At 72.4% G+C, this 16,912-nt stretch carries 16 protein-coding genes; 11 read left to right on the top strand and 5 right to left on the bottom strand.

Going from position 1 to position 16,912, the window contains the following annotated elements:
* Positions 1 to 21 precede the first annotated feature (21 nt).
* On the bottom strand, positions 22 to 762 hold the full coding sequence (locus tag DEJ19_RS14475; protein WP_110864077.1) for an SDR family oxidoreductase: 741 nt from the start codon (positions 760 to 762) through the stop codon (positions 22 to 24).
* 101 nt (positions 763 to 863) lie between these two features.
* On the opposite strand from DEJ19_RS14475, the gene DEJ19_RS14470 reads away from it, so the two are divergent.
* From DEJ19_RS14470 to DEJ19_RS14450, 5 genes are all read left to right on the top strand, one after another.
* A complete protein-coding gene (locus tag DEJ19_RS14470) occupies positions 864 to 1,706 on the top strand; it encodes a helix-turn-helix transcriptional regulator (RefSeq protein ID WP_111234342.1) in 843 nt (280 codons plus the stop codon).
* Between the two features lie 273 nt (positions 1,707 to 1,979).
* A complete protein-coding gene (locus DEJ19_RS14465; protein ID WP_111233813.1) occupies positions 1,980 to 2,978 on the top strand; it encodes an ATP-grasp domain-containing protein in 999 nt (332 codons plus the stop codon).
* An 85-nt stretch (positions 2,979 to 3,063) separates the two neighbouring features.
* Entirely contained in the window at positions 3,064 to 4,104 is a 1,041-nt protein-coding gene (locus DEJ19_RS14460; RefSeq protein WP_071406522.1) for an LLM class flavin-dependent oxidoreductase, read from the top strand.
* A complete protein-coding gene (locus DEJ19_RS14455) occupies positions 4,104 to 5,423 on the top strand; it encodes an O-acetylhomoserine aminocarboxypropyltransferase/cysteine synthase family protein (protein WP_111233814.1) in 1,320 nt (439 codons plus the stop codon). Before DEJ19_RS14460 ends, DEJ19_RS14455 begins: the two co-directional genes overlap by 1 nt.
* A 9-nt stretch (positions 5,424 to 5,432) precedes the next feature.
* On the top strand, positions 5,433 to 6,365 hold the full coding sequence (locus DEJ19_RS14450; protein WP_110864073.1) for a 4-(cytidine 5'-diphospho)-2-C-methyl-D-erythritol kinase: 933 nt from the start codon (positions 5,433 to 5,435) through the stop codon (positions 6,363 to 6,365).
* 63 nt (positions 6,366 to 6,428) lie between these two features.
* Here DEJ19_RS14450 and DEJ19_RS14445 read toward each other — a convergent pair whose 3' ends face one another.
* Positions 6,429 to 8,081 (bottom strand): glycosyltransferase family 39 protein, encoded by a 1,653-nt coding sequence (locus DEJ19_RS14445; RefSeq protein ID WP_111233815.1) that lies wholly within the window; start codon positions 8,079 to 8,081, stop codon positions 6,429 to 6,431.
* A gap of 95 nt (positions 8,082 to 8,176) precedes the next feature.
* Between DEJ19_RS14445 and DEJ19_RS14440 the strand changes: the two genes are divergently transcribed.
* Genes DEJ19_RS14440 through DEJ19_RS14415 form a run of 6 tightly spaced genes read left to right on the top strand, consistent with a single transcriptional unit; the run spans position 8,177 to position 13,462 of the window.
* A complete protein-coding gene (locus DEJ19_RS14440; protein WP_181441588.1) occupies positions 8,177 to 9,232 on the top strand; it encodes a ThiF family adenylyltransferase in 1,056 nt (351 codons plus the stop codon).
* A gap of 59 nt (positions 9,233 to 9,291) precedes the next feature.
* Positions 9,292 to 9,708 (top strand): TOBE domain-containing protein, encoded by a 417-nt coding sequence (locus DEJ19_RS14435; protein WP_111233817.1) that lies wholly within the window; start codon positions 9,292 to 9,294, stop codon positions 9,706 to 9,708.
* Positions 9,705 to 10,508 carry a molybdate ABC transporter substrate-binding protein gene (gene modA, locus DEJ19_RS14430; RefSeq protein ID WP_111233818.1) on the top strand — a complete coding sequence of 268 codons (804 nt, stop codon included), beginning with the start codon at positions 9,705 to 9,707 and terminating at the stop codon, positions 10,506 to 10,508. The genes DEJ19_RS14435 and modA overlap by 4 nt, the downstream gene beginning before the upstream one ends.
* A 3-nt stretch (positions 10,509 to 10,511) precedes the next feature.
* The gene (locus DEJ19_RS14425) at positions 10,512 to 11,312 is read left to right on the top strand and encodes an ABC transporter permease (protein WP_111093072.1); all 801 of its coding nucleotides are present in this window, start codon (positions 10,512 to 10,514) and stop codon (positions 11,310 to 11,312) included.
* Positions 11,309 to 12,349: an ABC transporter ATP-binding protein gene (locus DEJ19_RS14420; protein WP_258377448.1), complete on the top strand. Its 1,041-nt coding sequence runs from the start codon at positions 11,309 to 11,311 to the stop codon at positions 12,347 to 12,349. Before DEJ19_RS14425 ends, DEJ19_RS14420 begins: the two co-directional genes overlap by 4 nt.
* A 12-nt stretch (positions 12,350 to 12,361) precedes the next feature.
* Positions 12,362 to 13,462: a calcium:cation antiporter gene (locus DEJ19_RS14415; protein WP_017888287.1), complete on the top strand. Its 1,101-nt coding sequence runs from the start codon at positions 12,362 to 12,364 to the stop codon at positions 13,460 to 13,462.
* 675 nt (positions 13,463 to 14,137) lie between these two features.
* Here DEJ19_RS14415 and DEJ19_RS14410 read toward each other — a convergent pair.
* The 3 genes from DEJ19_RS14410 to DEJ19_RS14400 are packed head-to-tail and all read right to left on the bottom strand — an operon-like array spanning position 14,138 to position 16,878.
* Positions 14,138 to 14,377 (bottom strand): MoaD/ThiS family protein, encoded by a 240-nt coding sequence (locus DEJ19_RS14410; protein ID WP_111233819.1) that lies wholly within the window; start codon positions 14,375 to 14,377, stop codon positions 14,138 to 14,140.
* A 3-nt stretch (positions 14,378 to 14,380) separates the two neighbouring features.
* On the bottom strand, positions 14,381 to 15,433 hold the full coding sequence (moaA, locus tag DEJ19_RS14405) for a GTP 3',8-cyclase MoaA (protein ID WP_111233820.1): 1,053 nt from the start codon (positions 15,431 to 15,433) through the stop codon (positions 14,381 to 14,383).
* Positions 15,434 to 15,438: 5 nt separating this feature from the next.
* Positions 15,439 to 16,878 (bottom strand): glycosyltransferase 87 family protein, encoded by a 1,440-nt coding sequence (locus DEJ19_RS14400; protein ID WP_111233821.1) that lies wholly within the window; start codon positions 16,876 to 16,878, stop codon positions 15,439 to 15,441.
* Between the last annotated feature and the right edge of the window lie 34 nt (positions 16,879 to 16,912).

Here is a 16,912-nt window from a genome sequence, read left to right as displayed (position 1 = left end):
GCACCATTCGAGGCGCCCGGGTCAGTGCTCGCGGGACGCCATCATCTCGAGGATCTGCTGGTGGTTGCCGTTCCGCTCGGCGAAGCGCAGCGGGTGCACGTTCTGCACCAGGATCTCCGGGGCAGCGCCGGACTCGATGAGCGCCATGACCTCGTCGGCGAAGGCGTCGAGCGGCATGCCGCCGAAGTCCGCGCCGCCCATCAGGTCGGTCATGACGGCCGGCGGGGCGAGCTCGAGTACCTCGAGCGACGACCCCACGAGCTGCTGACGGAGGGCCTGCGTGTAGGCGTGCACACCGGCCTTCGTCGCGCTGTACGTCGGTGATGCGGTGAGCGGGACGAACGCGAGACCGGAGGTGACGGTCATCAGGGTGGCCGAGGGCTGGGCGAGCAGGTGCGGCAGGAACGCGTCGACGAGGCGGATCGTGCCGACCAGGTTCGTCTGGACGAGCTCGAGGGCGTCGTGGATGTGCTCGGGGTCGCGGAGGTCCTCGTCGCGCATGATCCCGGACATGGTGATCAGGGCATCGAGCGACGGGTACGCCTCGAGCACCGAGGTGGCGGCGGCTTCGATGGACGCCGCGTCGGCGACGTCGATCTGCACGGTGCCGAAGCCGTGCTCGGTAGCGAGGGAGTCGAGGAGCGCCTGGCGACGGCCGCCGATGACGACGGTGCTGCCGGCGGCCTGCAGGCGCTGGGCGAGCGCGAGACCGATGCCCGAGGTCGCGCCGGGGATGAAGACGGTGGAGTTCGTGATGTCCATGACCACCACGATGCTCCGTGGACAGGGACGCAACCAGAGCGCGGTCATCGGGGGATCGGCGATCCCTGGCACCCGGGCCGGAAGCGGACGACAATCGACCCATGGACCGTGCCGCGCTCGCCGACTTCCTCCGCCGTCGCCGCGAGCTGCTGCGCCCCGAGGACGTCGGTCTCGGGCAGGGTCCACGGCGCCGGACCCCGGGGCTGCGCCGTGAAGAGGTCGCTGCCCTCGCCGGCATGTCCGTCGACTACTACACGCGACTCGAGCAGCAGCGCGGACCGCAGCCGTCCGAGCAGATGATCGCCGCGATCGCCCGGGCCCTGCGGTGCAGCCTCGACGAGCGCGACCACCTGTTCCACCTGTCCGGGCAGAACGCCCCGACCCGGATGCACCGCGCCGACCACGTCGACCCGGCGATCCTGCGGGTGCTCGACCGGCTCGAGGACACCCCGGCGATCGTCGTCAGTCACCTGGGCGAGACCCTGGTCGAGAACCGGCTCGCGGCGGCGCTCCTCAGCAGCTCGGTCGGCCTGCCGGGCAAGCGCCGGTACCAGGCGTGGCGGTGGTTCGTGACGGGTGAGGAGCTCGCGAAGTACGCGCCCGAGCAGCACGAGCGGCTGGGTCGGGTGGTGGTCGCGTCGCTCCGGTCGGCCGTCGGGCTCGCGGGTCCGGGCGACCGCCGGGCGACGGAACTCATCGCCGAGCTGCAGACGCGCAGTGCCGAGTTCCGCGACCTCTGGGCCAAGCACGAGGTGGCCACGCGCTGGTCGGACAACAAGACGATCGTGCAGCCGGAGCTCGGCCGCATCACCGTCGACTGCCAGGTGCTGCACACCGACGACCAGGCGCAGGCCCTGCTGCTCTTCACCGCGCCTCCAGGATCAGAGGACGCGCAGAAGCTCGAGCTCCTCGGCGTCGTCGGACAGCAGACCTTCGCCGGCTGACACGGCGCACGGTGCGAGTTCGCTCGGCTCGTGCAAGGTTGGTCGACCCCGCACGGTGCGAGGTTGGTCAGCCCGTGCGCCGTTGACCGCTCGGTGCCGCCCTCCAGTCCGCCACCGAGCGACCAACCTCGCACCGACCGGACAAGCGTGCACCGTGCGACCCGCCCGCTCCCGCCCCGCCCCCGCCCCGCGCCCCGCGCCCCGCCCGCCCCGAGAAGCAACGCCACGTCACACACTTGGGCACGTGCGGTATACCGTGCCTAGGGTGGGGGCGTGAGCACTCCGCGCGTGTACGTCATCCACGAGAACCCCGAGTGGTTCCCCCCGCTCGCCGCGGCCTTCGAGGCCGAGGGTGTCCCGGTCGAGGAGATCCTGCTGACCGAGGGGCAGATCGACCTCGCAGCCGAGCCGGCACCCGGCGTCTACTGGAGCCGCATGTCCGCGAGCTCCCACACCCGCGGCCACGAGCACAGCAAGGACTACACCCGGGCGATCCTCGGCTGGCTCGAGCGTGCCGGTCGCCAGGTCGTCGGCGGCAGCCACGTGCTCGAGCTCGAGGTGTCGAAGGTCGCCCAGCACGGGCTCCTGCAGCAGGCCGGGTTCGACGTGCCCCGCACGACCGCCGTGTTCGGCACGACGACGCTCAAGGACGCCGCCCGCACCTTCACCGACGGGCAGGACGTCCCCTTCATCACGAAGCACAACCAGGGCGGCAAGGGCCTGGGCGTGCGGCGGTTCGACTCGCTCGCCGAGTTCGACGCCTACGTCGACAGCCCCGAGTTCGAGGCCCCGGTCGACGGCATCACCCTGCTGCAGGAGTACCTGACGGCCCGCGAGCCCTTCATCACCCGCGTCGAGTTCGTCGGCGGCGAGTTCGTGTACGCGGTCCGCGTCGACACCAGCGCCGGCAGCTTCGAGCTCTGCCCCGCCGACGCGTGCGAGGTGCCGCAGGTCATCGCGGGTGCCGTCTGCGACGTGCCCGGCACCGAGACCGTCGGCGCGCCCCCGGCGTTCGCCGTCCGGACCGAGATCACCGCCGAGCACCCGCTGGTCCAGCAGCTCCGCACGTTCCTCGCCGACCAGCGCATCACCATCGCGGGCGTCGAGTTCATGGAGACGACTGACGGCCGCACCGTCGTCTACGACATCAACACGAACACGAACTACAACCCCGCGGTCGAGGAGTCCGCGCCGGCCTCCGGCCCGCGCTCCATCGCGAAGTACCTCGGTGGCCTGCTGGCAGCGGAGTACGCGGCGCAGCTCACGGCCTGAGAACGCAAGAACCACCGGACTGGAGGCCCGTGGCGGGCCCGCCACGAGCCTCCAGTCCGCCTTCCCACACCCCCAAGGAACACACGTGCGATTCGGATACTGGACCCCGCTCTTCGGCGGCTGGCTGCGCAACGTCGACAACGAGAACATGCCGGTCACCTTCGACTACGTGAAGCGCCTGGCGCAGCGCGCCGAGCGGATCGGCTTCGACCTGACACTCGTGCCGGAGCTCAACCTCAACGACATCAAGGGCACGGCGGCGCCCTCGCTCGAGGCCTGGTCGCTCGCGGCGGCCATCGCGGCGACGACCGAGCGCCTGGAGATCATGGCGGCGATGCGTCCCGGGTACCACCTGCCCGCGGTGACGGCGAAGCAGGCGGCGACGATCGATGACATCTCGTGCGGCCGGTTCACCTTCAACGTCGTGAGCGCCTGGTGGGCGGAGGAGGCGAAGCAGTACGGCGGGATCTTCTCGGAGCACGACGACCGGTACAAGCGCACCGCGGAGTTCGTCGAGGTCATGAAGGGCCTGTGGCGCGAGACCCCGTACTCGTTCTCGGGCGAGTACTACGACATCGAGAACGCGCACCTCGAGCCGAAGCCCCGCGTGACGCCGCGCATCTACGCCGGTGGGGAGAGCGAGGCCGGCAAGGCTGCGATCACCGGGTACGCCGACGCCTACGTCACGCACGGCGGCACGGTCGAGGAGCTCCGCGCGAAGATCGACGAGATGAAGCAGCGCCGCGTCGACGCCGGCCTGCCGCCGTTCGAGGCGTTCGGCATGGCCGCGTACGTCATCGTGCGCGAGACCGAGGAAGAGGCGCAGGCCGAGCTCGCCCGGATCACCGACGTGCAGCACGGCAAGGCGTACGAGTCGTACCAGGACTTCATCTCGAAGTCGCAGCTCGAGCACGTGCCCTCGCTCGAGGACTACTCGGTGTCGAACCGCGGCCTGCGCCCCGGGTTCGTGGGCACGCCGTCGCAGGTGGCCGACCGCATCCGGGAGTTCGAGGACGCCGGGGTCGACACGCTCCTGCTGCAGTTCTCGCCGCAGCTCGAGGAGATGGACCGGTTCGGCGAGCAGGTCATCCCGCTCGTCCGGCAGTCGGTCGGGGCGCAGTCCTGATGGGGGCCGCGCCGACCAACGCCGAGGACGGCTGGGCGTTCGAGACCCGCCAGATCCGCGCCGGCTTCAAGGCCGACCCGGGCTGGGGCGCGAACGTGCCGCCGATCGCGCAGAGCGCCGCGTACGTCTACCCGTCGGGCGAGGACGCGGCCGCGCGCTTCATGCTCGACGCTCCCGGCCACACCTACACGCGGGTGAACAACCCGTCGGCGGCAGCCCTCGAGCGCCGGGTCGCCGACCTCGAGGGCGGGATCGGTGCGCTGGCGCTGGCGTCCGGGCAGGCGGCGACGTCGCTGGCCGTGCTCGGTGTCGCACGCGCCGGTGACCACGTGGTGTCGAGCGCCTCGCTGTACGGCGCGACCTACACGCTGTTCGCGTCGACCCTGCGGGACCTCGGCATCACCTTCACGTTCGTGCAGGACCCGACCGACCTGTCCGAGTGGGCGGCGGCGGTGCGCCCGGAGACGAAGGCGTTCTTCGGCGAGTCCATCCCGAACCCCCGCGGGGACGTCCTGGACTTCGCCGGGGTGGCCGGGGTCGCACACGAGGCCGGTGTGCCGCTCATCGTCGACAACACCATCGCGACGCCGTACCTGGTGCGCCCGATCGAGCACGGCGCCGACATCGTCGTGCACTCCGCGACGAAGTACCTGGCCGGACACGGCAGCGCCATCGCCGGGCTCATCGTCGACAGCGGGAACTTCGACTGGGCCGCGCACGCCGACGCCTACCCGCAGCTGGCCTCGACCGAGCAGTCCGGGTTCGCGAACACGAACTTCGCCGAGAAGTTCGGGCGGCGGGCGTTCATCCAGCGCACCCGCTCGAAGCTGTCCGCCGACCTCGGGCCCGCGATCGCACCGTTCAACGCGTTCCTGGTGCTGCAGGGCATCCAGACGCTGTCGCTCCGCATGGACCGGCACGTGTCGAACGCCGCCACCGTGGCGAGCTGGCTCGACGCACACGACCAGGTCGAGCACGTGCACTACGCCGGCCTGCCGGACTCGCCGTGGCACCACCTGCAGCAGCGCTACGTGCCGAAGGGGCCGTCGGCCGTTCTGTCGTTCGACCTGGCCGGTGGGGTCGCCGCGGGCCGACGGTTCGTGGCGGCGCTCGAGCTGTTCGACCACGTCTCGAACCTCGGTGACGTCCGCTCACTCGTCGTGCACCCGGCATCGACCACCCACGTGCAGATGACCTCCGCCGAGCGGGCTGCCGCCGGGGTGGGGGACGGGCTCATCCGCCTGTCGATCGGCCTCGAGCACATCGACGACATCACCGCGGACCTGGCGCGGGGGTTCACGGCAGCCGCAGCGGGATAGGTTGGGCGCATGACCACGTTGGCCGCACCGACCCGCGTGCGGACGCGCGCCCCCGGCAAGATCAACGTGTTCCTGTCCGTCGGGGCGCTGCAGGACGACGGCTACCACGACGTCGCCACGGCGTACCAGGCGGTGTCCCTGTACGAGGACGTCACCGCTGAAGCCGCCGACGACTTCTCGGTCACCTTCACGGGCCCGATCGACACGAGCACCGTGCCGGTCGACGAGTCGAACCTGGCCATCCGTGCGGCCCGGCTCGTGGCCGACGCGGCCGGACACCGCGGCGGCGTGCGGCTGACCATCGACAAGCAGGTGCCCGTCGCCGGCGGCATGGGCGGTGGCTCCGCGGACGCCGCGGCGACCCTGCTCGCCGTCGACACGCTCTGGGGCACCGCGCTCGGTCGCGAGGAGCTGCTCCGGCTCGCCGCGCAGCTCGGCGCCGACGTGCCGTTCGCCTTCGCCGGGGGCACCGCCGTCGGGACCGGTCGCGGCGACGAGTTGAGCCCGGCGCTGGCCAAGGGCGAGTTCCACTGGGTCCTCGCCCTGAGCGAGGACGGGCTGAGCACCCCGGCCGTCTACCGTGCGCTCGACGAGCACCGGGAGCGGTACCGCGCCGACATCTCCCCGGCGCCCTCGCACCCCGTGGTCGAGGCGAACGTGCTGCAGGCCCTGCGCGCCGGCGACCCCGACCTGCTCGCGGACTGCGTGCACAACGACCTGCAGGCACCGGCCATGCGCCTGCAGCCCCGGCTCGCGGCGACGCTGGAGCTCGGTGAGAAGTCCGGTGCCCTGGCCGGCCTGGTGTCCGGCAGCGGACCGACCGTGGCGTTCCTGGTCGGTGACCGTGATGCGGCGCTCGAGCTGCAGGTCGAGCTCAGCGCCGCCGGGCTCGTCGCACTCCGCGCCACCGGCCCGGTGCACGGCGCACGCGTGGTGCACTGACCCGACGCCCCGGCACAGCCGTCGGCGGTTGGACCGCCACCGTCAGCGGTTGGACCGCCACCGTCAGCGGCTGTACTTCCAGAGGATGACCGTGCCGGTGTGCCAGTAGCGCACGACGTGGAACCCCTCGGCCACGAGCGTGTCGGTGACCTGCGGGCGGATGTTCCGTGACTTGCCGCCGACGAACCACACGGTGTCGATGCCGGAGATCCGCTGGGGCACCGTCGTCGCGATGTCCCCGTTGACGTTCCAGAGCTGCCCGCGTTCGGCACCGGTCTCGGCGACGGCGAGGTCGCGCATCCCGGTGAAGGCCTCGGGGTAGGAGTCGGCGATGACCTGCGCGGTGGTGCCCGGGTGCTCCCAGACGCTGCCGAAGACGACGCCCTCGTTCTGGTCGGTGCGCCGGTCCCGCTCGCGCTCGATGATGGCCGCCGCGTTCGCCCAGTGCGAGTCCTGCTTCGCGTGGGGCAGCCGGACGATCGTGCTCGTCGGTGCCGACACGAGCAGCATCCCGACGACCGCGAGCGCCAGCCACCGCCGGGGTCGGATCGCCGTGATCGCCAGGCCGATGAGCAGCGCGACGAACGGCAGGCTCAGGCTGGCGTACTTCGGGGAGTACAGGTGCTCCCCGGCCGCGGTCGCGCCGACGAGCAGTGCGGTGGGCAGGATCGTCAGGGGGACGGCGACGCGCACGGCCTGCATCCGCAGCAGGTCACGGGCGGCGGGGGAGGGGCGTCGGGTGGCCCGGACGGCGAGCACGACGCCGACGATCATCAGCGCCCACCCGAGCACCGCGTACGGCCAGACGGCACCGAACCAGGCGGTCGCGACGACCTGGCGCACGGTGGCCCACCCGACGCCGGTGATCCAGCCGACCTGCTTGGCCTGCCCTGCGGCGAGGACGATGAACGGCGACACCACGAGCGCGGCCCCGACGGCGGCGACGCCCCAGCGCACGAAGGCGGCGCGGTTGACCATCGGCGCGGCCACCCGACCGCTGCGCTGCGAGAGCACGGCGTCGCGCCGTGCGGCACGGTCGGCGACGGCCGTCCAGAGGAGCACGACCCCGTGCGCGACGACGGCCAGGGCCAGGTAGACGTTGAACAGCACGGCCACCACGGCGAGCAGGCCGTAGACGACCCACCACCGGGTTGCGTGGTGCCGGGTCCGGGTGCGCCGGACCGAGGTGATCCCCACGAGGGTCAGCGCGACGGCGAAGGTCGTGACGGTGGCGTACGGGCGCCCCTCGGTGCCGGCCCAGGCGACGCGGGGCAGGACCAGGAACACGATCCCGGAGACGACGCCGAGCCGCACCCCGCCGAGACGACGGCCGAGGGCGACGACGAGGCCGGCGGACACCCCGATGGCCAGCGCGCTCGGGAACCGCAGCGTGAACGGCGAGTACCCGACGAGCGTGAACCAGACGTGCATCACGGCGTAGTACAGGCCGTGGACGGCGTCGACGTTCTGCAGTTCGGCCCAGAGCGCCGGCCAGCTGCGCTGTGCGCTCGCGATGGTCGCGGCCTCGTCGTACCAGACCGACGGCACCCAGCTGAAGGCCGCTGCGACGACGACGCCGAGCGCGCCGACGGTGATCTCGGGGGTCCGTGCGAGGGCCCGGACAGCCGCCACGACGAGCCCCAGCGAGCGCGCGCGCACCGACGCGTCCGACGTCGTGCGTCGGACCGGGACGGTACCGGTGCGCGGGGAACTCACGCCCGCGACCGTACCGATCTGCTCTGGGGATCCGCCGCGTCCGGGCGCTGAACTCTCACATGCAGGAGTTCGGTGCGACGGGCCAGAATGACGGGATGGAACCCCTCGTCGCCCCCGCCGCCGCGCTCTCCCCGGGGCGGACGCAGCTCGGTTCGCGGACCGCCGCGCTCGCCGATGTCGGGGTCACCGGGCTGCGACGCCTGGCCACATCGCGCATCCTCGTCGTCGGGGCCGGCGGGCTCGGGGCGCCGGTGGTCGCGTACCTCGCCGGGATCGGTCGGCTCACGGTGGTCGACCCCGACGTGGTCGACGCCTCGAACCTGGCCAGGCAGACGCTCTTCACCGCCGCGGACGTCGGCTCGCCGAAGGCGCAGGTCGCGGTCGCCCGGGCCGTCGCCGTCGACCCGGGACTCGACGCGGTCGCCGTGGTCGGGTCGTTCACGCCGGACCTGGTCGCCGGACACGACGTCGTGGTCGACGCCGCCGACTCGGTCGTGGTCACCCGGGCCGTCTCGGACGCCTGCGCCTCTGCGGGCGTGCCGTTCGTGTGGGGCACCGTGCTCGGCCACGACGGGCAGGTCAGCGTCTTCCGCGACGCCGGGCCGGACGGCGTCGACTTCCACGACCTGCACCCCGACGCGCTGCCTGACGAGGGCTCGTGCGCCCTGGACGGCGTGGTCCCCGCCCTGTGCGGTGCGGTCGGTGCGGTGATGGCAGGACAGGTCTTCGCGTTGGTCACCGGCAACGGCGACCCGCTGCTCGGACGCGTGCTGACCGTCGACGCCCGCCGGTGGCGCTGGACGGAGAGCCCCGTCCGTCGCGGACCCGCCTCGCGTCGACCGGCACCTGCTGGTGCCTCCGCGACGCCGCGCATCGCGCCGTCCGCCCTGGCCGCCAGGGTGGCGGACCCGTCGGACCCGCTGGTCGTCGTCGACGTCCGGACCGACGAGGAACGCGCGGCCGGCGTGGTCGCCGGTGCCGTCACCGACGACACCGGTGCGGACGAGGTCGTCGTCTACTGCGCGCGCGGCCCCCGTGCGGACGCGTGGGCGGCGCGGCAACCGGCCGGGAGGCGCGTGACGGTCCTCGACGGCGGCTTCGAGGCCTGGCGTCGCGAGGGGCTGCCCGTGGCGATCGAGCACCGGTCCTGACCCAGCCCGGCCCCCTCCACCGCCCCTGCCGCCGCATCCGCGGATAGGATCGGTGGATCATGACGCAACTGCGGGTACGGGATGCTGCGGCCTTCCTCGGGATCAGTGACGACACCGTTCGTCGGCTCGTCGACGGCGGCACCTTCACCCGTGCCACGGACGACGCGGGGCGAGCCGTGGTCGACGGTCGCGACGTCGCCGCGTACGCACGCGAACGCAGCTCCGAGCTGACCGACCCGGCGTCCGCGGTGAAGAGCTCGGCGCGCAACCGCTTCGTCGGGATCGTCACCGACCTGGTCGTCGACACCGTGATGGCGCAGGTCGAGCTGCAGTGCGGCCCGCACCGCGTGGTGTCCCTGATGAGTGCCGAAGCCGTCCGCGACCTCGGGCTCGAGGTCGGGTCCGTCGCGGTGGCGTCCGTGAAGGCCACGATGGTCGCCGTCGAGGCACCTGCCCGGCACGAGGACGAAAGATGAGCCGCCTCCGGCCGTTCGCGGCGCTGGCCCTCGCCGCCACCGTCGCGCTCGGGCTCGCTGCGTGCACGACTCCGGACGCGGGGTCGGGGGCATCGGCCCCGGCGGGCTCCGACACCGAGGGGCCGACCGGTTCGATCACCGTGTTCGCGGCGGCGTCCCTCCAGAAGACGTTCACCACGCTCGGCAAGCAGTTCGAGACCGCGAACCCCGGTGCATCGATCCGGTTCTCGTTCGCCGGCTCGAGCGACCTCGTCACCCAGATCCAGAACGGTGCCCCCGCCGACGTGTTCGCGTCCGCCGACGAAGCGAACATGGCGAAGCTGCCGTCGATCGACCTGGCGAGCGGTTCGCCGCGGGACTTCGCGACGAACGTCCTCGAGATCGCCGTCGCACCGGGCAACCCGAAGGGCATCACGGACCTCGACGACCTGACGGCTCCGGGCGTCCAGCTCGTCACGTGCGCCGCCCCGGTGCCGTGCGGTGCCGCGACGGCGGAGGTCGAGTCCGCATCGGGCGTCGATCTCGAGCCGGTCAGTGAGGAGCAGTCCGTGACCGACGTGCTCGGCAAGGTCGAGTCCGGTCAGGCTGATGCCGGACTCGTCTACGTGACGGACGTCCGTGGGGCCGGCGGCAAGGTCGACGGGGTCCCGTTCGACGAGTCGGGCAAGGCTGTCAACACGTACCCGATCGGCGTGCTCCGGGAATCCGAGGACCCGGCGCTCGCACAGGCGTTCTCGGAGTACGTCCGCTCCGCCGCCGGGCAGCGTGTGCTCGCCTCCGCGGGCTTCGGGAAGCCCTGACCCGTGGCTCCGCGCGCTGACGGACGGCCGCCGGTCGCGTGGTGGCTCCCGCTGCCCGCGGTGCTCGGCGGGCTGTTCGTCGTCGTGCCGGTGCTCGCGATGCTCGGCCGGGTGGACTGGTCGTCGTTCGTCGGGCTCGTGACCTCCACCGCGTCACTGACCGCGCTCGGGCTCAGCCTCGGCACGGCACTCGCAGCCACGGGCGTCGCGTTCGTCCTCGGGTACCCGCTCGCCGTGCTGTTCGCGCGGTCGCGGTCGCGCTGGGTCGGCGTCGCCCGGGCCGTCGTGCTCCTGCCGCTCGTGCTGCCGCCGGTGGTCGGTGGTCTCGCCCTGCTCGCGGCCTTCGGTCGGCTCGGGGTGGTCGGGGCGTTCCTCGACGACCACGGTCTGCACATCGCGTTCACCACGACGGCGGTGGTCATCGCGCAGACCTTCGTCGCGATGCCGTTCCTGGTGTCCTCGGTCGAGGGTGCGCTCCGCGTCGAGGGCGACCGCTACGAACGGGTCGCGGCGACCCTGGGTGCCGGACCGACCCGGACGTTCCTGACCGTCACGACGCCGCGGGTCCTGCCCGGCATCGTCTCGGGGCTCGTGCTCTGCTTCGCCCGGGCGCTCGGCGAGTTCGGGGCCACCCTGACCTTCGCCGGCAGCCTGCAGGGGGTCACGCGGACCCTGCCGCTCGAGGTCTACCTGCAGCGCGAGGTCGACCCGGACACCGCGGTGGCCCTGGCGGTCGTGCTCGTCGTGGTGGCCGTCGTCGTCATCGGGGCCTCGTCGTTCCGCGCCCGCGGAGCCCTGGCGTGACGGCCGAGGGTGCGGTGGGCGTCCGGGCGCACGTCGTCGTCGGGACGCGGGACGTCGACGTCGCGATCGAGGTCCGTGCGGGGGAGTGCCTGGCCGTCATCGGGCCGAACGGTGCGGGCAAGTCGACGGTGCTCGAGGCCCTGGCCGGGCTGCTGCCGATCGATGCCGGCCGGATCGAACTCGACGGGGTGCAGGTCTCGAGCCCGCGGCACACCCTGCCCGCACACCGTCGCCGGATCGGACTCGTCGCGCAGCGGTCCGACCTGTTCCCGTTCCTCGACGTCGTCGGGAACGTCGCCTTCGGGCCCCGTGCGGCCGGAGCCGGTCGCGCCGCGGCTCGGGAACGTGCCCGCGACGCGCTCGACGCCGTCGGGGTCGCCGACCTGGCCACGCGCGACCCACGCACGCTCTCCGGAGGACAGGCGCAACGCGTCGCGATCGCGCGCGCGCTCGCCACCGACCCGGCGGTGCTGCTGCTCGACGAACCGACCTCGGCGCTCGACGTCGGCGCGCAGGACGAGGTCCGCGCGGCACTCCGGACCGCTGTCGCCGGCCGGCCCGCGGTGCTCGTCACCCACGACCCGGTCGAGGTGGTCGCACTGGCCGACCGCGTCGTCGTGCTCGAGGGTGGACGGGTGGTCGAGCAGGGCACCCCTGCGGCCGTCCTCGGTCGTCCGACGAGTGCGTTCGCCGCGACGTTCTCCGGGCTCGCGCTGGTGCGCGGGACCGCCACCGGGGGCGGGATCGCGATCGACGGCGGGGGTGAGCTGGCGTCGGGGGCGCACGCCGTGCCTCCCGGCCGGCCCGCCCTGGCCGCCTTCCACCCGACGGCCGCCGTGCTGACGCGGGACGGTGCCGGGGCCGCGCGCACCGTCTCGTCGCTCGAACCGCGCGACGGACTGGTGCGGGTGCGGGCCGGTGACCTGGTGGCGGACCTGACGCTCGCGCGGCTGACCGCGCTCGGGATCGCCCCCGGCGACGCGGTGCGCATCGACGTCCCCGCGGCCGAGGTGGCGGTCTACGCGCCCCGCGGTTGAGACAATGGTCCGATGACCTCCTGGTTCCCCAAGGTGTGGCCCGTGGCCACGCCGATCCTGGCGGCCGTCGTGCTCGCGTTCTCGTACGGCCGCTACGGACTCGGCACCGCCGTGGTGGTCGTCGTCGCCGTCGTGCTCGCGGTCACGGTGCTCGCAGCCGTCCACCACGCCGAGGTCGTCGCGCACCGGGTGGGGGAGCCCTTCGGCTCGCTCGTGCTGGCCGTCGCCGTGACGATCATCGAGGTCGCGCTCATCATCTCGCTGTCGAGCTCGGGCGGTGCGCAGGCCGAGACCCTGGCGCGCGACACCGTGTTCTCGGCGGTGATGATCACGATGAACGGGCTGGTCGGCCTCGCGATCCTGATCGGGACCCTGCGGCACAACACCGTGCGCTTCAACCAGGAGGGCGCGAGCGCCGCGACCATGACGGTGGCCGCGCTCGCCGTGCTGACCCTGGTGCTGCCGACGTTCACCACCGGCACCGACGACGCGTCCTTCACGGGGACGCAGCTCGTGTTCGTCGCGATCGCGTCACTGGTGCTCTACGGGCTGTTCGTCGTCACGCAGACCGTGGCGCACCGCGACTTCTTCCTGCCGGTCAACCGTGCCGGCGGGGTGCTCGTCGAGTCCGAGGACGCCCACGCCGCACGCCCGTCCGGTCGCACCACGATGGTGTCGCTCGGGCTGCTCGTCGTCGCGCTCGTCGCCGTGGTCGGGCTCGCCAAAGTGGAGTCGCCCGCGATCGAGGCCGGGGTCGCCGCCGTCGGGTTCCCGCCGTCCTTCGTCGGTGTCGTGATCGCGCTGCTCATCCTGCTGCCGGAGGGCATCGCGGCGTCGAAGGCCGCCGCACGGAACCGGATCCAGACGAGCCTGAACCTGGCGATGGGGTCCGCGATGGCGTCGATCGGTCTGACGATCCCGTCGATCGCGGTCGCGTCGCTGTTCATGCCGGGGACGCTGCTGCTCGGGCTCGGGCCGTCGCAGATCGTGTTGCTCGCGCTGACGATCGTCGCGGCGGTGCTCACCGTGCTGCCCGGTCGTGCCACGCGGCTGCAGGGCGGGGTGCACCTGGTGATCTTCGCCGCGTTCATCGTGCTGTCCGTCTCGCCGTAGGGCGGGGTGGGGTCGGCTGGGCTGGTTCGGCTGGGCTGGTTCGGCGCGGGCGGGGCGCGGGGCTGGCTGCCCCGGGTCGTTCCGGGCGTACCTGGTCGAATCGGGCGTACCTGGTCGGAAGTTCGCACCAGGTATGCCCGAAAGCACCAGCTATCGCGGACGTTCTGGGAAGGAACGGGCGCGGGGTGCGCGGGTACGGGGTCGAGTCGGGCGTACCGGGTCGTTCCGGGCGTACCTGGTCGAGTCGGGCGTACCTGGTCGGAAGTTCGCACCAGGTATGCCCGAAAACCCCAGGTATCGCGGGCGTTCTGGGAAGGAACGGGCGCGGGGTGCGCGGGCGCGGGGTCGAATCGGGCGTACTGGGCCGTTCCGGGTGTACCTGGTCGAATCGGGCGAACCTGGTCGGATGTTCGCACCAGGTGTGCCCGAAAACCCCAGGTATCGCGGGTGTTCTGGGAAGGAACGGGCACGGGGTGCGCGGGCGCGGGCGCGGGGCGCGCGGGCGCGGGGTCGAGTCTGGCGTGCCTGGTCGTTCGGGGCGTACCTGGTCGTTCCGGGCGTACCTGGTCGGATCGGGCGTACCTGGTCGGAAGTTCCGACACGGTATGCCCGAAAACGGCAGGTATCGCGGGCGTTCTGGGAAGGAACGGGCGTACTACCGCTCAGCCGCCGAACTCAGCCCCCGGCGAAGGGCGGCATGACATCGACGACCTCGACACCGTCGAGCGAGGTCGACCGGTCACGCGTGGTCACACCGTCGACCAGGTACGAGCAGCGCTCCTGCAGCGCACTCCATCGCGCAGGGTCCACGACGTCGATCGCGCCGAGGGCGGCCTCGATGGTGGGCCCCGACGCGGTCAGCGAGTCGACACCCACGGCAGCGCGGGCAGCGGCGAAGAACCGGATCGTGGTCATGCCTCAGCCGCCGATCGCACTCATGCCACGCGTCGGGTGCACGAGCTCGTCGCTATCGTCACCGTGGTCGCGCGGCTTCGCCCACATCGCGAGCCGCCAGAGCTCGGCGACCTCGTCGTCGTCCGCCCCGGAGCGCATCGGCCCGAGCACGTCGGTCTCCTCGTCGGAGAACAGGCAGCTGCGCACGTGCCCGTCGGCGGTCAGCCGGGTGCGGGTGCAGTCGGCGCAGAACGACTCGGTGATGCTCGCGATGATCCCGACGGTGCCGAGGGGCTTGCCGGTGACGACGTCGTGCACGCGGTACCGCTCGGCCGGGGCACCGTCGCGCGGGGCGTCGTCCGGCGTGAGCACGAACGACGTCGCCAGCAGCGCGCGGGTCTCGGCCGCGGTGATCATCGAGGTGCGGTCCCACGCGTGGTCGGGGTCGAGGGGCATCTGCTCGATGAACCGCAGCTCGTAGCCACGCTCCAGGCACCAGCGGAGGAGCTCCGGGGCTGCCTCGTCGTTGATGCCGCGCAACAGGACCGCGTTCACCTTGATGTCGAGTCCGGCGTCGTGCGCGGCCGACAGCCCGGCGATCACCTTGTCGAGGAACGGCCTGCGGGTCACGGTGGTGAAGACGTCGGGGTCGACGGTGTCGAGCGAGACGTTCACGCGCCGCAGCCCGGCGTCGTACAGGCCCTGTGCGCGGTGGGCGAGGCCGATCGCGTTCGTGGTGAGCGACAGCTCCGGGGCGTCGGGCAGCGCGGCACACCGGGCGATCACGTCGACCAGGTCGTGCCGGAGCATCGGCTCCCCGCCGGTGAACCGGACCTTGCGGACGCCGAACCGCGACGAGCCGATCCGGACCAGCCGCTCGATCTCGGTCGCCGTCATCAGGGCCTCGTCGGGGGCGAACGGCAGCCCGGCCGCGGGCATGCAGTACGTGCAGCGGAGGTTGCAGCGCTCGGTCAGCGACACCCGCAGGTCGACGGCGCGACGCCCGAAGCGGTCGACGAGTCCGGCGGGAGCCGGGTCCACGGAGCCGGTCGTGCCGAGCAGGGTCGCGGGTGCCATGGTCGTCAGCGTACGTGTTCCACGCGCCGGAACGTCAGCCGCTCCCACCACCGTCGCCACTCCGACCGCTCCGTGCGCAGCAGTGTGACGACCACGATGACCGCCACGGCCGCGAGCAACCACCACCGGTAGGCGTCGGCGGACGGCCACACCCCGCGCAGCGCGATGGCGAGGCCGATCGACAACCACTCCCACCGCCCGGACAGCACCACGAACGGGATGAGCAGCAGCGCGTACCAGGGGTAGCGCGGTGTCACGGCGAGGAACGTCACGCCGATCATCAGGACCTCGCCCGACCACGGCCGCGCCGGGTCGGACAACCGCCACGCCACGAACGCCGCGAGCAGCACCAGGAGCCCCACCACCAGGGTCGCCGCGTCGCCCTTGACCACGAGCGACACCAGCGCGAAGCGGGAGCCGTCCTCGTAGCCCTCCTCGCTCAGGTAACCGGGCAGGTACCCGAGCACGTCGAGCCCGGTCGTCAGCACGTAGGGCACGTAGAGCAGCCCGAACACGGCGATGCCGATGGGGATCGCCCACCAGGCCCGACCGCGGCCGAGCAACGGCGGGTACACGATCGCCGGGATGAGCTTGGTCGCGGTCGCAGCCCCGAGCGCGATGCCGCCCCAGATCGGCCGGCCGAACGCCACGAGCACGACACCGGCCGTGGCGAGGGCGGCGCCGACGACGTCGACGTGCGAGTTGGTGACCGCCTCGGAGGCGACGAGCGGCGACCAGGCCCAGAGCGCCGCCCACCAGGTCGGACGGCCGATCCGGCGGAGCACCAGGACGAGCCCGACGGTCACACCGAGCGACACGAGCAGCCCGGCGACCTGGAACGGCAGGTACTGCGCGGTCGCCGGCACGAAGAACCGCACCGCGGCGAACCACAGCTGCGCCATCGGCGGGTAGATCGTCGTGACGTCCGGCCGGTTGATCGCGGTGCAGTGTCCGTCGGCGCCGTCGCCGAGTCCGCGGAACCGGGGCTTCAACGGATCGCACGTGCCGTCCACCTTGTCGGGGAACAACCAGTCGGGTCGGAGACCGGACAGTGCCGCGGACTGGGGGGTGTGCGCGTACGGTGAGACACCGGCATGCTGGACGATGCCGTCCCACGCGTACCGAGCGGAGTCGGTGCTCGTGTTGGGCGGGCCGACCAGCGCGGCGATGCCGATCACCACCGCTCCGCCGATGACCATGGTGGTCATCCACCGGACGGGCACGAAACGCACCGCGAGCACGGCGATCACGAAGACGGTCCAAGCGATCAGCGTCCACGCAACGAATGCAGAACGATGGCCCGATCGGAGGAACCCCAGATGCGTGACGCCGACGGCGATGACGCCCGACAGGGCGAGTACTCCCACGACGGCCAGCACCGTGCCGATCCGGGCGGCGGTGCCGTCGGCCAGGGACGGTCGGAGGGCACGCAGTCGGTCGCTCATGGTCCGTCGAGGCTATCCGGCCTCCAGCGCCTGC

Source organism: Curtobacterium sp. MCSS17_016 (genome assembly GCF_003234255.2).
Classification (GTDB): Bacteria; Actinomycetota; Actinomycetes; order Actinomycetales; family Microbacteriaceae; genus Curtobacterium; species Curtobacterium flaccumfaciens.
The sequence above is the reverse complement of the archived record's forward strand: the minus strand, read 5'-3'. Positions and strand labels throughout refer to the sequence as shown.

Coding starts and splice junctions, on each gene's coding strand:
- DEJ19_RS14475 (WP_110864077.1), bottom strand. CDS start 762: ATGGACATCACGAACTCCACCGTCTTCATCCCCGGCGCGACCTCGGGC.
- DEJ19_RS14470 (WP_111234342.1), top strand. CDS start 864: ATGGACCGTGCCGCGCTCGCCGACTTCCTCCGCCGTCGCCGCGAGCTG.
- DEJ19_RS14455 (WP_111233814.1), top strand. CDS start 4,104: ATGGGGGCCGCGCCGACCAACGCCGAGGACGGCTGGGCGTTCGAGACC.
- DEJ19_RS14450 (WP_110864073.1), top strand. CDS start 5,433: ATGACCACGTTGGCCGCACCGACCCGCGTGCGGACGCGCGCCCCCGGC.
- DEJ19_RS14440 (WP_181441588.1), top strand. CDS start 8,177: ATGGAACCCCTCGTCGCCCCCGCCGCCGCGCTCTCCCCGGGGCGGACG.
- DEJ19_RS14435 (WP_111233817.1), top strand. CDS start 9,292: ATGACGCAACTGCGGGTACGGGATGCTGCGGCCTTCCTCGGGATCAGT.
- modA (WP_111233818.1), top strand. CDS start 9,705: ATGAGCCGCCTCCGGCCGTTCGCGGCGCTGGCCCTCGCCGCCACCGTC.
- DEJ19_RS14415 (WP_017888287.1), top strand. CDS start 12,362: ATGACCTCCTGGTTCCCCAAGGTGTGGCCCGTGGCCACGCCGATCCTG.
- DEJ19_RS14410 (WP_111233819.1), bottom strand. CDS start 14,377: ATGACCACGATCCGGTTCTTCGCCGCTGCCCGCGCTGCCGTGGGTGTC.
- moaA (WP_111233820.1), bottom strand. CDS start 15,433: ATGGCACCCGCGACCCTGCTCGGCACGACCGGCTCCGTGGACCCGGCT.
- DEJ19_RS14400 (WP_111233821.1), bottom strand. CDS start 16,878: ATGAGCGACCGACTGCGTGCCCTCCGACCGTCCCTGGCCGACGGCACC.